At 49.9% G+C, this 14,609-nt stretch carries 15 protein-coding genes; 2 read left to right on the forward strand and 13 right to left on the reverse strand.

Going from position 1 to position 14,609, the window contains the following annotated elements:
- Positions 1-247: 247 nt before the first annotated feature.
- From DWX76_RS03860 to DWX76_RS03875, 4 genes are all read right to left on the reverse strand, one after another.
- Positions 248-1,933: a glycosyl hydrolase family 18 protein gene (locus DWX76_RS03860; protein WP_118472515.1), complete on the reverse strand. Its 1,686-nt coding sequence runs from the start codon at positions 1,931-1,933 to the stop codon at positions 248-250.
- Between the two features lie 261 nt (positions 1,934-2,194).
- A complete protein-coding gene (locus tag DWX76_RS03865) occupies positions 2,195-2,449 on the reverse strand; it encodes a hypothetical protein (RefSeq protein ID WP_022358865.1) in 255 nt (84 codons plus the stop codon).
- A gap of 91 nt (positions 2,450-2,540) precedes the next feature.
- Positions 2,541-3,158 carry a hypothetical protein gene (locus tag DWX76_RS03870; RefSeq protein ID WP_118482014.1) on the reverse strand — a complete coding sequence of 206 codons (618 nt, stop codon included), beginning with the start codon at positions 3,156-3,158 and terminating at the stop codon, positions 2,541-2,543.
- Positions 3,159-3,230: 72 nt separating this feature from the next.
- Positions 3,231-4,652 (reverse strand): serine/threonine protein kinase, encoded by a 1,422-nt coding sequence (locus DWX76_RS03875; RefSeq protein ID WP_118472514.1) that lies wholly within the window; start codon positions 4,650-4,652, stop codon positions 3,231-3,233.
- Between the two features lie 323 nt (positions 4,653-4,975).
- Here DWX76_RS03875 and DWX76_RS03880 point away from each other — a divergent pair, with 323 nt between their 5' ends.
- Both DWX76_RS03880 and DWX76_RS03885 read left to right on the forward strand, forming a co-directional pair.
- The gene (locus DWX76_RS03880; protein WP_107001812.1) at positions 4,976-5,725 is read left to right on the forward strand and encodes an adaptor protein MecA; all 750 of its coding nucleotides are present in this window, start codon (positions 4,976-4,978) and stop codon (positions 5,723-5,725) included.
- Between the two features lie 139 nt (positions 5,726-5,864).
- Positions 5,865-6,035: a DUF362 domain-containing protein gene (locus DWX76_RS03885; RefSeq protein ID WP_107001811.1), complete on the forward strand. Its 171-nt coding sequence runs from the start codon at positions 5,865-5,867 to the stop codon at positions 6,033-6,035.
- Between the two features lie 83 nt (positions 6,036-6,118).
- Here the strand turns inward: DWX76_RS03885 and DWX76_RS03890 are convergent, their stop codons facing one another.
- From DWX76_RS03890 to bioB, 9 genes are all read right to left on the reverse strand, one after another.
- On the reverse strand, positions 6,119-6,649 hold the full coding sequence (locus tag DWX76_RS03890) for a hypothetical protein (protein WP_412693979.1): 531 nt from the start codon (positions 6,647-6,649) through the stop codon (positions 6,119-6,121).
- 17 nt (positions 6,650-6,666) lie between these two features.
- Positions 6,667-6,840, reverse strand: coding sequence for a MerR family transcriptional regulator (locus DWX76_RS14855; protein ID WP_412693980.1), 174 nt, complete (start codon positions 6,838-6,840; stop codon positions 6,667-6,669).
- Between the two features lie 207 nt (positions 6,841-7,047).
- Positions 7,048-7,539: a GNAT family N-acetyltransferase gene (locus DWX76_RS03895; RefSeq protein WP_118472513.1), complete on the reverse strand. Its 492-nt coding sequence runs from the start codon at positions 7,537-7,539 to the stop codon at positions 7,048-7,050.
- A gap of 38 nt (positions 7,540-7,577) precedes the next feature.
- Positions 7,578-8,909 carry a replicative DNA helicase gene (gene dnaB / locus DWX76_RS03900; RefSeq protein ID WP_022358873.1) on the reverse strand — a complete coding sequence of 444 codons (1,332 nt, stop codon included), beginning with the start codon at positions 8,907-8,909 and terminating at the stop codon, positions 7,578-7,580.
- A gap of 16 nt (positions 8,910-8,925) precedes the next feature.
- Positions 8,926-9,372: a 50S ribosomal protein L9 gene (gene rplI, locus DWX76_RS03905; RefSeq protein WP_022358874.1), complete on the reverse strand. Its 447-nt coding sequence runs from the start codon at positions 9,370-9,372 to the stop codon at positions 8,926-8,928.
- A 2-nt stretch (positions 9,373-9,374) separates the two neighbouring features.
- Positions 9,375-11,423, reverse strand: coding sequence for a DHH family phosphoesterase (locus tag DWX76_RS03910; RefSeq protein ID WP_118538622.1), 2,049 nt, complete (start codon positions 11,421-11,423; stop codon positions 9,375-9,377).
- A gap of 470 nt (positions 11,424-11,893) precedes the next feature.
- A complete protein-coding gene (locus DWX76_RS03915) occupies positions 11,894-12,508 on the reverse strand; it encodes an AAA family ATPase (RefSeq protein WP_117796743.1) in 615 nt (204 codons plus the stop codon).
- Positions 12,509-12,826: 318 nt separating this feature from the next.
- Entirely contained in the window at positions 12,827-13,402 is a 576-nt protein-coding gene (locus tag DWX76_RS03920) for a biotin transporter BioY (protein ID WP_107001806.1), read from the reverse strand.
- A gap of 18 nt (positions 13,403-13,420) precedes the next feature.
- Complete coding sequence (gene bioB, locus DWX76_RS03925) at positions 13,421-14,374, reverse strand: biotin synthase BioB (RefSeq protein WP_118472511.1); 954 nt, start codon at positions 14,372-14,374, stop codon at positions 13,421-13,423.
- Between the last annotated feature and the right edge of the window lie 235 nt (positions 14,375-14,609).

Below are 14,609 nucleotides of genomic sequence, written 5' to 3' on the forward strand. Positions count from 1 at the left end.
CGGAGGTTTTTTGTCCAAGACGCTCTTTTTTATAAAGAAGAATGTGCCTTGGCACATTCTCGCGCCGAGCGCGGTCGCTTGCGACAAACTACATCTTCGCGCGAGTGCGCATCATTGGCACGTTAGTGCCTTTTTGTGTAATAGGGGATTCCAAGGAATTTCCTATTACATAAAAAAGCAGAAGCCCCACGCTCCCGCATGAGACTTCCACCCTACTTTGAATCATTGAATCTTAATTAAATTGTCTCTACTCCCAGCCAATCACATCCCAGACGTCGCTGGTTTCCAGCCCCAGCCGCCATCCGGCTACGCCTGCCAGGTCGTATTTCTTGATTAAATCCATCTTGAGTCCCAGAGACCTTGTCTCCTCCATCCAGAGCTGCTGTTCGCCGTTCTGGCTGTCCAGCCTGCCGTAATACTGACCAGCCGAATCATCCCAGGTCAGATCCATGCCGCTCTCCGACACCCATTTTGTCGCCTCGGAGATTCCCATCGCACGGGAGGACGCATTGTCGCCGCTTCCCGTCCAGAGCCTTGTGTAGAACGGAACTGCGTTGATTACCTTTTCCTTCGGAACCAGGAAAAGCATATCTTTAATGCCGTTTTCGACATATCCGATCGAAGAAACAGAACCGGCTTCACCGCCTGCATAGTGCTCATCATAACCCATGATAATCACATAATCTGCGACGTTGCCCTGCTCTTTCTGGTTATAGAAACGGTTATATACCGCCGGAACATAGTTATCGACCGACAGCACCAGCCCTTTCTTGCGGCAGGAAACCGACAGCTCGCGGATAAACTCAATGTAATGGACGCCCGCCGCCGTCTTCAAACTCTCAAAATCCAGATTGATACCGTCAAATCCATAACGATCCGCCTCTGTCATCATATTTTCAATCAGTTTTTCGCGCACAGACGTCCTGGAAAGAAGCACCTCCGCCTGCACGTTCTTGCTGCATTCGCGGCTGAAATTGTCGAGTACCGCCCAGACCTGCAGACCTTTTTCATGCGCCCGATCCACATAGGACTTATCTGCCAGAGATTCATACGCGCCGCTGTTGCTGCTAAGCGTAAACCACGTCGGCGCGATGACATTGACACCTTTCGTCTTTGCAATCAGAGAATCCATCGCCTGGTTTGCCGCCGCGATCGTTACCTGATGCCAGACCATCACAATCTTCTGATCCAGTGAAATATTCTGGTAGACCGGAGCAGTAAAATCACTCTTTAACGTCTCCTCATGCAGATTTTTCATCTTCCACTTGTGCATATATCCGATATGACCGTCCGGTGTCATGACTCTCGCCCAGTTGTCATACTGTTCCAGCACCGTCACTGTCCCGCCGCGCTTTATCTCAGTCACAATCGGGCTTTTCAAGCCGCCTCTTAAGCGGATCTTGGCGCTCCACGCCGCATCTGCCACCGTAACCGGATCCCAGTTATTTTCCACGAAAACCCGCTTCTGTGCCTCACCATCATACGCCTGCAGACGCACATCGGTGTATTGCTGAATCAGAGCCAGTGAAAGATAAACTGCATCGCCATCCCGGTAAAGGATCTTTTTTCCGTCCTCATCCACTGTCGTCTCGTCGCTTTTCACGATCTCCTCCGGCAGGGCGTACACCAGTATTTCCTCATTGGCATCCCAGTAAAAACGTTCATTTAAGTTCGCATCTACCCACGCAGCCGGCAGATATGTCTGACCGTCCACGTAGACCCCGCTCTCCTCCTGACGTTCATAGTTCAGATACAGCGCCACCCGGTCGCTGCCGCCCGCCGCGTACAGAGCATCCAGATCCGCCCTCTCCCGGCTTGGCATATATTTGACCGCTGCAATCACGCCAACGGCTGCCACGATTAAAAACAGCACAAACCCGAAAATCCGTCCCAGACAGCCCGAACGTGCTTTCCTTGATCTTCCTCTTTCCATGTTTTCCTCCGGTGTATGTTAAGGTAATACCATAAGCACTAAGCTCGAAAATACCTCGCTAAGTGCCCTTATTATATCACACCAGCTCCATGGAATGTTGACTTTTTTCTTAACTCCTCTTTCATTTTCCCTGTAATAGGTTACTGTTTACGCATACGTGTCCAGTAACTGTAATAGCACCATCTAAACAGTTCTCACCATTTTCTCCGAAAGAAAAATCCGGCGGACTGTCCAGATACGGACAAAACGGCACCTCTCTTATCACCGGTTGTAAACCCGGTCAAAATGTATCTCTGTCAGCACTCCTGTCTCCGCTCCGACGTAATCAGCCATATAAAACGAGCCGTCCTCCCGGAACTCACACAGCTTCCTGTATTCTTCTGGCCTGCACTCCCTCCCATCAATTAAAATCTGGATTCCTTTGCTTTTATATCGCTGTAATCCCTCGACAAATATTCTCTGCTGTTCCCTACGCCTCCTCTCTGCCTCTTCTTTTTTACTTTTTCTCACTACCATTCCACACCTTCTCCATTCCGCGAAAACAGCCCCTTTTAACTTTTGACCTTTCGGAGATAATCGGTAATTTATAACCCCAGGTCTGCCTCGCTTATCGTAGGAATTTTCCAAAAAAAGTCATGGACTCTCCCGTAACCATCAATGCGTTCTTCTGCAGTGGGATTCGCCGGATCCGGATATCCAGATATTGCTCTGCCATTTTTACAGCTTCCTCTTCTCCAAATGAGACGAAATACTCACACCATTTTTTCCATTTTTGCTTTTCTGCTGCCAATGCCGCAAAATCTGCCAGCTGCCATCCGCTGACCGAACCGACCAGAAAACAGCGGCTGCATCGAAAAAAGGCATCCTGATTCTTCTGTGTCAAGGCTCCGAAGTCGATCACCATCGCCTCCATCCCCCTTTCCGAACAATCGTACCATTCTGCACGTTCAGCCTTTTGATAGAAAAAAATTCCCCTAATTTCAAACGGCTGTCCTGCCCCGTCTATAACCGGTTTTTCCCTTCTTTTTCCCGTCCGGAATATCTTTTCAAGCTGTGCAAATGAGCCGCTCTCATTTTGTTCCAGAACCGCCGTTCGCCGGCACAGAACCCCGGACAGATATGCTGCCGTCATAAGCGAAAAGTGTGTCACCCCAACCGATGGTCCGCTCCCGGCTATCCCGATACATTCCAGGCGTTCTGTCCCGGCCTGCTTTGTGTCTGGCACTGGTTTTTGCCTGAATTTTCGCCCCACTTTTGAGCCTTCGCCCCGTTTTCCGATTCTAATCTGTATTTCCTCCTATTTCCACTGCCACGGGAATCCACCCATAAAGCGCTCCCACCTTCGCCGGATGTTCCGCCAGAGTCCCCCTTCTTTTGCTGCCTGTCTGGTCCCCCGTCCTTTTTTGAGAGCTGCCTCCCGGAAAATCCTTTCAAAAAATTCTGTCTCCTCCGCTGCCTCATTTTCCTGCCCCCGCCTTCCGCCTGCATCGAACGGCGGGGTTAAAAACGGAAGCCGCAGATACCTAAGATGCCGGACCTCCTCCGGAAGATAATCCCGCCCGCATTTTCTGTGATTTAATAAAATCTGGAGTCCCTCTTCTGCTCCCAGAAACCGGATCGCCCGCAGAGAATCTTCTTTCTCCCACGGCTGCAATCCACAGACGAAAAGAATCAAATCATACTCCCCCTCCAGAACCGTCTGGAGCTCGGTTCCGCAGTCATCTAAAATCACTTCAAACACCGGCTGTTCCAGCTGCACCACATCGCTGTATCTAGGTTTCAACGCCAGACCGTCCATGTAATAAATTCCATGTTCATCCGGCGCCAGCCCATACCAGGATGCCAGCCTGCGGACTGCCCCCGTGTCATTCTGCTCCCTGTAAAGGCAGGAAACTCCTTTCTGCCGCAGATATCGGACCGCGCCAAGTGCGGTATGTGTAACCCCGATTCCGCTCCGGCTGCCTGCTGCGGCAATCCTGAGAAGTGGTATATGACGTTCTGCAAATATGCGCGCCTCCAGTTTTTCCAATGCCTCTAACACTTCACGGACACTCTGGCAGCGCTCTTTTTTCTCTATTCTGAGACATCGCCCCATAAGAATGTACAGATCTCCCCGACAGCTTCCCTGTCCTGCTTTTATCTCCCCCTCTGGGGCATGCCCTGTCCCCATATAGTACAGGAGGGCGCCAATGGCATAGATGTCGGTCCTCTCATCCAGAGTCCCTCCCTCGTACTGTTCGGGGGCTGCAAAGCCTTTTGTTCCATAGCAAACAGATCGTTCCTGGCTCAAAGACGCCAATGCCGCCTGATCAAAATCAATCAATTTTAATTGTTCCCGGCAGATTAGAAGATTCCCGGGGTGGAGATCTAAATATAAGATTGGATTTGGTTTGAATGAATGCAGATAATTCATGATCCGGCAAAGCTCAATTCCCAGACGGATAAGCTCTCCCGTTTGCAGACTGCCCGTTCTCTCAATTCGGGCATACAACGACTCACCGCACAGATATTCCTCGATGAGATAATAATAATTTTCGTCAATTTCCAGATCGTAGATGATCGGGATTCCCGGATGGCGCAGCCGCTTCAAAAGCGCTGCTTCCTGAATGAAACCGCTCTCTGTCCGCCTGACACGCTTAATCGCTCTCTCTTCATCAAGCCCCAGATGCCTGGCTAAAAAAACAGTTCCGCTCCGACCGCGTCCGATCACACGTTCCAGCTGGTATTTTCCAAATAGAACGGCTGCTTCCGTACCGCGCCTCCTTTCGGTCTATACCACCTCTCAAGATTCATTGTATACGATCCCCTCGGTTCCCGCAACCGTTTTTAGAAAGATTTTATGCTTTTTTTTCATATTCAAATTGCCAAGTGATTATATTATATAGTATGATGAATACCAAGGTTCCAAAGTCCAAAACATGAGTAAGCAGCCTTTTTCCGCAGAAAAATGAGCGGCTTACGAATGTCTTGCAAAATTGCGGAAGTGCGAAGCACGAAGCATTCGGTATCTTAACCACCCAAAAGACAAGGAAGTGAAAATCCATGAAAATAGAACGCATCAACGAAAACCAGATCCGCTGCACCCTGACAAGCAGCGATCTGAGCGCCCGCAACTTAAATCTGGGCGAACTCGCCTATGGCACGGAAAAGGCGAAAAAACTGTTCCATGAAATGATCCAGAAGGCATCGAATGAAGTCGGCTTCGAGGCGGACGATATTCCTCTGATGGTGGAAGCAATTCCGCTCTCCAGTGAGAGCATCATGCTGATCATTACCAAGATCGAGGACCCGGAAGAGCTGGACACCCGCTTTTCACGCTTTTCCCCGGGAAACGAGGACGAGCCTCTGACAGCGCTTGCCAACGAGCTTTTAGAGGGCGCGGACGGGCTTTTAAGCCTATTTACTGACAATGGCAAAAATACCGCCGCAAGCCCGCTGACCGGTTCGGACGCGCCTTCCACTGAAAATGCAGAGCCAGGTTCCAAACTGCCGGCAGCGCGTATTTTTACTTTCGGCTCCCTCGACGAGGTCTGCCGGGCAGCGCGCATCGCAGCTCCAGTCTGCGAAACACCGAACACGCTTTATAAACACCCGTCCGATGGTCGTTACTACCTTGTTGTCCGCCAGACAGCCGACAGCACCGACGCATTCAACCGCCTGTGCAATCTCCTGTCCGAGTACAGCGAACCATTAAAGACTGCCGCTGCCCCGAATGCATTTGAGGCATACTATGAGGAGCATTATGAGACGATCGTCCGGGAGCACGCGCTCTCAACGCTCTCGACCCTGTAGGAATACTGACTTCCAGAAAAATCGGTTTTTTCCATTGCTTTTATTTTAGAACATGAAAACCATCAATTTCTCCTTGAATATTTCGCATTTTTAGTATAGAATATAGCCAAACGCATAAATATAAAAGGAGGATTTTATCATGGCATTTGTAATTACTGATTCTTGTGTAAGTTGTGGTTCCTGTGCTGGCGAATGTCCAGTTGGAGCAATCTCTCAGGGAGATGGCAAATACGATATCGACGCTAACAGCTGCATCGACTGCGGTACATGTGCAGGCGTATGTCCGACCGGCGCTATCGAGCAGGGCTAATTAAACACAAACAAAAACGAAATATCTACATAAAAAAGCCTGTCGTTTCCGACAGGTTTTTTTATGCCCTTTTGCAGAACTTATCACATCTTATTCCCATTCCGTCCAAATTTCTTTTTCTTTACACGGGACCGGAAAAATGGAAACCGCCCTGGCGCAGCCGCTGCTGCTTCCGCTCGCCCCTGGTTTTCCCGCTGATACGCGCGGATGACCTCGTCGAGGCGCTTGAAGCGCTCTTCCTCCCGCTCATCAGAGACCCGCATCAGGTATTCCAGCTCCTTCATCAATTTATCATGCACCAGATAGCTAACATCCTGGCTCAGTTTTTCACTGTTTTCCTCGATCGCGCGCCCGATGACCTGGTTCATGATCTCCTGAAACTGGCGCATTTTCTCCCCCGCCAGAGGCTGGGAAACCTCTGCCTGCGGCAGTTCTGTTTCCTTGTTTTCTACCTCTGTATTTTTTTTCATTTCCATATTTTCCTGCCTGCTCATGTTACGCTCTCCTGTTCCCGTTTCCCGGAAAACCGCCTGTGCCTGCGCTTCCAAAAGCGCTTCCGGTTCTGTTTTCTGATTTTCTTCCACTTTTCCGAGGATTCCCCGTATGGCTTTCAACTGGTACCCCTGTTCCTTCAACTGCTTGATCTGACGGAACAGCTGGATATGAACTCCGTATAGTACCGATGCCCCAGTTCATTTCTCGGAATCGGAAGCCCCAGCTCGTCCTCCCAGTACCGGAGCACGTGAGCCTCCACCTGCACCTGTCTGGAAGCATCCGAAATCAGGTAATGCTTGTTCTTATTCATTCTGCTTGTCCTCCCCGGTACCTTACTACTACTATATGCGGGGTTCAAACTAAATATGAATAGCATTTACATAAAAAACCAGTTCCGGAACTCCTTCTCCATCGATCGGAACGATTACCATATCGTAGCTAAATGCCATCTCGCTGACGGTAGAAGGCGAATGAATGACATAAATAAAAAGAGGGGATTAAATTTCCCCTCTCCATTCTATAGCTTCTTCTCAAAGCACCAGTAATCATGCCCCTGCAGCACATACTCGCCAACCTTTACAAATGTCAGCTTCTGGTACGAACGCAGTGCTTTCACGTTGTCCTTTGCCACCAGCATATGGGCGCTCCTGCAGCCGCGCTTTTTAAGCTCCTCCATCGCACCTGCCAGAAGCTCCCGCGCGATCCCGCGGTTCTGATACTTCTCCGCCACACCCAGTCTGGAAATCTCCGCCGACGGCTGCAGCTCCTTTGACCAGCACGGAATTGACTCTACCTCCGGATCATCATCGATCGAAACCACCCCCGCGATCTCTCCTGACGCATCATCCCGGATGCAGAACAGCGAATTTCTTGAAACATCCGACTGCAGCTCCGGCTCCCCCGGATAGGCATCCGTCCACGCGCAGAACTCCGTTCCCGCTAACGCGCGATAAAAATGGCGAACTGTATCTAAATCCGCCACATCTGATTTCTGTATTAATTCAAGCATCTTCCATTCCTTTTCTCCAGTCCCGTCCCCCAGCGACCCTATTTCGCCAAATTCGCAAACTTCGTCAGCTCCGGTCTCCACATCAGCTGCACCGTTCCTATCGGACCATTACGCTGTTTGGCAATGATTACCTCCGCGATATTCGGCGTATCCGTATCCTTGTTGTAATAATCATCACGGTACAAAAACATAACCACATCGGCATCCTGCTCAATCGCACCAGACTCACGCAGATCCGAAAGCATCGGGCGATGGTCCGGACGTGTCTCGCAGGCACGGGAAAGCTGCGACAGGGAGATAACCGGCGCATTCAGCTCTCGCGCCAGCGCCTTTAGTGAACGGGAAATCTCCGAAATCTCCTGCTGGCGGTTCTCTCCGCTCTTTCCGCTGCCGCTCATCAGCTGTAAATAGTCGATAATGACAAGGCTTAAACCGTACTCCAGCTTCACCTTGCGGCATTTCGAGCGCAGCTCCGAGATCGAGATACCCGGCGTATCATCGATGATCAGCTTGGAACTTCCGATCGTACCGATGCCTTCCACGACGGCATCCCAGTCGGAATCCGTCAGCGTACCGGTACGCAGCTTCTGGGAATCGACATTCGACTCCATCGACAGCATACGGTTGACCAGCTGTTCCTTCGACATTTCCAGGCTGAATACCATGCACGGAAGCCCTTTTTTGACCGCCACATGCTCGACGACATTCAGAACAAACGCCGTCTTACCCATCGAAGGACGCGCCGCAATCAAAATAAAATCGGACGGCTGGAATCCCGACGTCCGGTAATCCAGATCGATAAATCCGGTCGGAATACCCGTGACGGTGCTGTTGCTCTTCGACGCCGCCTCAATCTTTTCCAGAACATTCAACGCCACCTGGCGGATCGGCACAAACTCTCCGCCTCCGCGGCTCTGAAGCAGGTCAAACACCGATTTCTCCGTGTGCGCCAGAATATCCTCCAGCTTGTCCCTTCCGCCGTAACAGAGGTTTTCAATCTCCTCATTCACTTTTATCAAACGGCGCAGGACTGCCTTTTCCCGCACGATATTGGCATACGATTTGACATTGACCGAGGTCGGCACAGATGTCATGATATCCCGGACAAAGTCCAGGCTGCTGACCTCCGGCGGAACATCTTTTTCGCGCAGCCGATTTTGAAGCGTCACCAGATCGACCGGCTTTCCTTCATTGAAAAGCTCGACCATCGACTCAAACATGACGCCGTACTGGTGCTGGTAAAAATCGGCGCCTGTGATAATCTCAGACGCCGCGATAATTGCTTCCCGATCCATAAGCATGGATCCGATGACTGACTGTTCCGCCTCTACACTGTGCGGGAGAACCCGCTTTATCAGGGCTTCATCCATGATTCAGTCCTCCATATTAAGCTTCTACAACCTTTACTGCCAGTTTTCCGGTTACTTCTTTGTGAAGCTTGATCGGAACTTCGTGTGTGCCAAAGGTCTTAATCGGCTCCGGCAGAACCAGTTTCTTCTTGTCAATATCCAGATTTAACTGATCTTTGATCGCCTTTGCAATCTCCTTGGAAGAAACAGAGCCGAATGCTTTTCCGCCCTCGCCTGCCTTGATGGACAGGGTGATGGACTTATCCTCCAGATGTTTTGCCAGATCCTTCGCTGCTGCCAGGTGCTCTGCCGCGATCTTCGCCTCATTTGCCTTCTGCAGCTTCAGATCATTTAAGTTCTTCGGTGTTGCCTCGATTCCCAGTTTCTTTGTCAGAATAAAGTTGCGTCCATAGCCGTCGCTTACCTTTACAATCTGACCTTTTTTGCCAAGTGCCTTTACATCCTCTAATAATACAACTTCCATCGTTATATTTCTCCTTTCTCCATCATATCCGTAATGAGATCTTTTAATTTCTCTCTAGCTTCATCGATCGTCGCACCCTTAAGCTGTGCACCCGCAATCGTGCGGTGTCCGCCGCCGCCCAAGCGCTCCATGATAATCTGCACGTTGATCTCATCGATCGAACGCGCGCTGAAATAGATCGTGTCGCCCATCTGCGTCAGGATAAATGACGCCTTGATGCCTACAATATCCAGCAGCTCATTTGCCGCCTGTGCACCAACCACGGTAGGACTTTCAAGTCCTTCGGACGGACACACGGAAATCGCAAATGCGCCGTGATAAATCTCTGCTTTCTGGATCGCCTCAGCTCTCGCCCGGTAGTCCTCCAGCCGGTCGCGGAACAGCTTTCTCACACGCACGACATCCGCGCCGTTTCTACGCAGGAACGCCGCCGCCTCAAAGGTGCGGACGCCTGCCTGGTTCATGAAATTGTTTGTGTCAATCACGATACCGGCGTACATCGCATCCGCCTCCGCCGGCTTGATCTTGATGCCGTCGTCGCCGATATACTGCAATACCTCGGCTACCATCTCACACGCCGAAGACGCATACGGCTCGACATAAGATAACACCGCATTGTCGATGATCTCGCTGCTCTGGCGGTGATGGTCGAGCACCACGATGGTTTTGATCTGCTTGAGCAGTTCCGGTGCCTCCGTGATACTCGGGCGGTTGACATCAACCACAACTAACATCGTGTTGGAATCCGCCCACTCCGCCGCTTCCTCGCCGGTTAAGAACAGATCCTCCGGGTAATCAGAGCTGTTTTCAAACCGCGCCATCATCGGTTTCACGGAAGAATTGACCCCATTGATGACGATCCGCGCCTTTTTATTAAAAGAGGTCGCAATCCGCCAGATACCAATCGCCGCGCCAAAAGAGTCCGTATCGCCGATCTTGTGCCCCATGATCAGCATCTTATCCTTCGTATCCATCAGCTCGCGCATCGCATGCGCTTTGACACGTGCCTTGACGCGGGTCGTTTTTTCCAGCTGCTGCGATTTGCCGCCGTAGTAGCGGATCTTCGTGCCATCCTTGACGACCGCCTGATCGCCGCCGCGTCCCAGCGCCATATCAATCGCCGTTCTCGCATACTCATAGTTGCGGATGTAGCTGTCGCCGTTCATACCCATGCCGATACTCAGCGTGACAGCCATATCATTTCCGATATTAACCGTCTTGACATCCTCCAGAATCGAAAAGCGGCTCTCCTGAATCTCTTTCGTGTACTGCTGCTTGATCACAAACAGGTACTTGTCATTTTCCAGCTTCTTGACGATACCTTCCATCGCTGTGAAATACTTCGTAATTTTCCGGTCAATCAGGGCAACCAGCAGGGAACGGCGTACCTCCTCGACACTCTCCAGCGCCTCATCGTAGTTGTCGAGATAGATAAGTCCCGCCACCAGACGCTGGTTGTTGATCTGCTGCTTGCAGCGCAGGATCTCCGTCTCATCGCAGAGATAGAGCACTAAAAGCATCTCGCCGCTATCCTCGTCCACCGCACCGAGCTTCATACCTTCCGTCTCGCTCAGCGCCACCTGCTGGATATCGATCCGGTAAAATCTGCCGTCAAACGAAGAATGAACGCTCGTTTTTTCGTCCATCTCATCCAAAAATTCCCGCGTCAATTCCGGAAAGACCGCTGCGATATTCTTACGGCAGTTTTTATCTTCCCCGACGATCTCCGAAAAGGAGTGGTTCAACCAGAGGAAATGTCCCTCTGTGTCCGCAATGGCATACGGCACCGCCATTTCATAGAGGAGCTGTTTCTGCACCCACGCATACTCTGCCGAAAACTCCACCAATCCGCCCATCAGACGTTTTCTCCGGTACATGAACAGCCAGAGTGCCACCAGCACATACATAACCGTAAATCCGGACATCACAAGACCGGCAGCCGGGCTCACAATCCCAACTGCCAGATTTGCCGCCAACAGGAAGACTGACAGTATAATCGGCCACTGCAGATACGTCCGCAGCTGACCCCGTATTTTCATATTTTCCTTCATCTCATTCTCCCGTGCATAAAATGTTGCTGTCCATGTGCCGATTTTCAAAACACCTGCCATGAGCAGTAACGATAAAGCAACCAAAATGACTTGATGCCCCTTATTATAGCATAGTGAGGGGGATTCGTCCAGACAATCCCCCATTGACAAACCAGAGCCGCCGTGCTAGTTATTGTGCACGCATACGTGCCCAGTAACCTGCGCTCGTATATCTTTTACAAAATGCTTTATATGCTTTAGTCTCGGCTATAAAGTTGGTCGAGCTAGTAATAAGACACAAAAATAACCGCCCCGGTCCTGCAAACTTGAGCGGTTATTTTTAACTTATCATTTAAGGGTCCAACCGTCTATCGGTGAGATCCTTTATATATAGATAACATAACTACAAAAAATTTCAATCATCTTCTTTGCATCTGTTATCTTAGATATCCTCATATCGACTGCATGAAACTATAAATGCCACTCTTCTTTTACTTCACCGCCTGGCAAATCAACTCCACGCACCTCTCAATTCCCAAATCTCCACTGTTCAGCATCAGATCATAGTTTTCTCTGTCGCCCCAGCGCTGATTCGTATAGTTTTCATAGTAGATCCGGCGGCGTTTGTCGGTCTGGTGCATAAATTCATCAATATGCTCTTCCAGATCCCCGTACTCATCAATCGCGCGGCGAAGCCGGATATCACGATCCGCATAAACAAAGACACGCAGTACATCCGGACGGCTTTTCAGAATATAATCAGCACATCTGCCGATGAATACGCAGCTTCCGCGCTTTGCCGCCTCCTCGATCGCCTTCTTCTGCGCCACATAGATCTGCTCTGTCAATGGCAGTTCACTGAGCTTCGGCTCCTTCGGATAGGAAAGTCCATACAAAGTTCCCATCGCGAAATTGTAAAGCAGGCTATTTGTCAAGCGCTGCTCACGATCCGCAATAATTTCCGCTGGAAAACCGATCTCCTTCGCAGCAGCATCGATCAATTCCTTATCATAAAATTCCATTCCCAGTTTTTTAGCGGCTGTCAGACCAATCTGACGACCTCCGCTTCCATATTCACGACTGATAGTGATAATCTTTTTCTCCATACAACTGCCTCCTCCCTGTTCCTCCGGGGACTCCCTCTTTTTCTGTCTTTAGTATAACATATGCCTCAAAATTGTTCAAGTTTAGTCGCATATCCTTCTTATTTTTCTGCATCTTATTCCATATATGTAATTATTTCTGTTTTCTTTTGCTTTTATTTTTCTCTTTTCTTCTTACTTTCTATAAAATTTCAACTAACTTCTTCGTTTCATTCACAAAAAAGATGGGTGAAAGCGTTTTATGTATTCCACTTTCACCATCTGGCCTTCATTTTAAATTATCATTTTATCTAAACTGTCGTTTTTACAGCCAAACGCTTTTTAGTCTCCTAACCGGTAAATTTCCCGGCGCAGCTTCGGTCCGATCAAAGCTGTGAAAATGATTTTGACTGCATCGCCCGGCAGATACGGGATAACGCCCACACCCAGTCCGGCTACAAAGGTCATGTTAAGCTGACCTGCCAGCCATACCGTTCCGAAAATATAGCAAATTGCCAGTCCCAATACCATGCCTACGATATGCAGGGCTACTTTGCCCGGAAAATGATCTACGAAAAATCCAACAATCAGCGCCATCAGGATAAATCCGACGAGATAGCCGCCGGTCGGTCCTGCCAGTTTACCGACTCCTGCCGTAAATCCGGAAAATACCGGAATGCCCACCATGCCAAGCAGCATATAAATCAGGTAACTGATCGTGCAAGCTTTCATTCCCAGCACATATGCCGCCAGATAAATAGCAAGATTTGTAAAGGAAATCGGAACCGGGCTGAATGGAAGCGGAATCGAGAGCGGTCCCAGAATACAGGTTACCGCCGTCATCACGCCAATCAGCGCCATCCGTTTAGTTGTAAAGTAAGGTCTGTGCTCCGCTTCTGCAGAAAGTATTTTACTCATGATATGAATGCTCCTTTTTTATAATGTGAAACCCATCGCCGCCAGCATCTCCTGGTCCTCGCTGATGCGGTTTCCGGAGGTTGTCAGCATATCTCCGGTGATGGCTGCATTCGCGCCGGAGCGGAATGCCCGTTCGCCGGAATGTTCCATTGAATTTCGTCCTGCTGCCAAACGGACCATCGCAGTCGGATTGATATAGCGGAAAATAGCAATCGTCCGCAGGATCTCATCCTCCGAAAGCGCTGCCTGATGTTCCAGCGGCGTGCCCGGAATCGGACGCAGGATATTGAGCGGAATTGACTTGATTCCAAGCTCGCTCAGCGTGATTGCCATGTCGATCCGGTCTTCCCAGGTTTCTCCCATGCCGATGATACCGCCGGAACAAACGGAAAGTCCTGCCGCCTGCGCACGCCGGATGACCTCCAGCTTGTCCTCAAATGTATGTGTGGTACAGATATTCGGGAAATTTCTCCGGGAAGTCTCAATATTAGCATGATACCGTCCCACGCCCGCCTCTTTCAGGCGGTTGAAATCTTCCTGTGACAGAAGTCCGTGGGAGGCGCAGAGCTCTACCTTACATTCCTTCTTCATAGCGCGGTATGCCCGAAGCGCCTTCTCCATCTCCGCTCCCGTCAGCGCACGTCCCGCCGTCACGATGGAGTAACGATGTACCTTCTTCGCCTCATGACGCTTGCAGTCCTCCAGAATCTCCTCTGGCTCCAGAAATGGATATTCTTCCACCTTCGCATGATGACAGGCTGACTGCGCGCAAAACTTGCAGTCCTCGCCGCAGCGTCCGCTTCGTCCATTAATGATAGAACACAGATCCACATGGTTGCCGCAGAGCTCCTTTCGGATTTTATCAGCCCCCGCACAGAGCTCATCCAGATCCTCACTCAATAAAAAGCTTAAATCCTCGCCCCGTTTCAGACGGCGTCCTTTTATAATATCTTCTGCCAGTTGTAAACTCATATCTTCTACTCCTTATCAAAATCAAAACACTTTTTCTCTAGTTATCCTTCGGTCAAATTCAAAAATATCCCATTTTTCTCATTTAGCTAACTTTCGCTATTATAAACCGTTGATTTTTAAATGTCAACATGACAAATTGATATAGTTTACATTCTGGCATCTGCTAAATCCAAAAAAACTGCATTTTTCCAGATATTCTCCAGCTATTTTCCAGACTCATGGCAGCAAAAAAAAT

The sequence above is a fragment of the Clostridium sp. AF21-20LB genome (assembly GCF_003478795.1).
Lineage (GTDB): Bacteria > Bacillota > Clostridia > Lachnospirales > Lachnospiraceae > Otoolea > Otoolea fessa.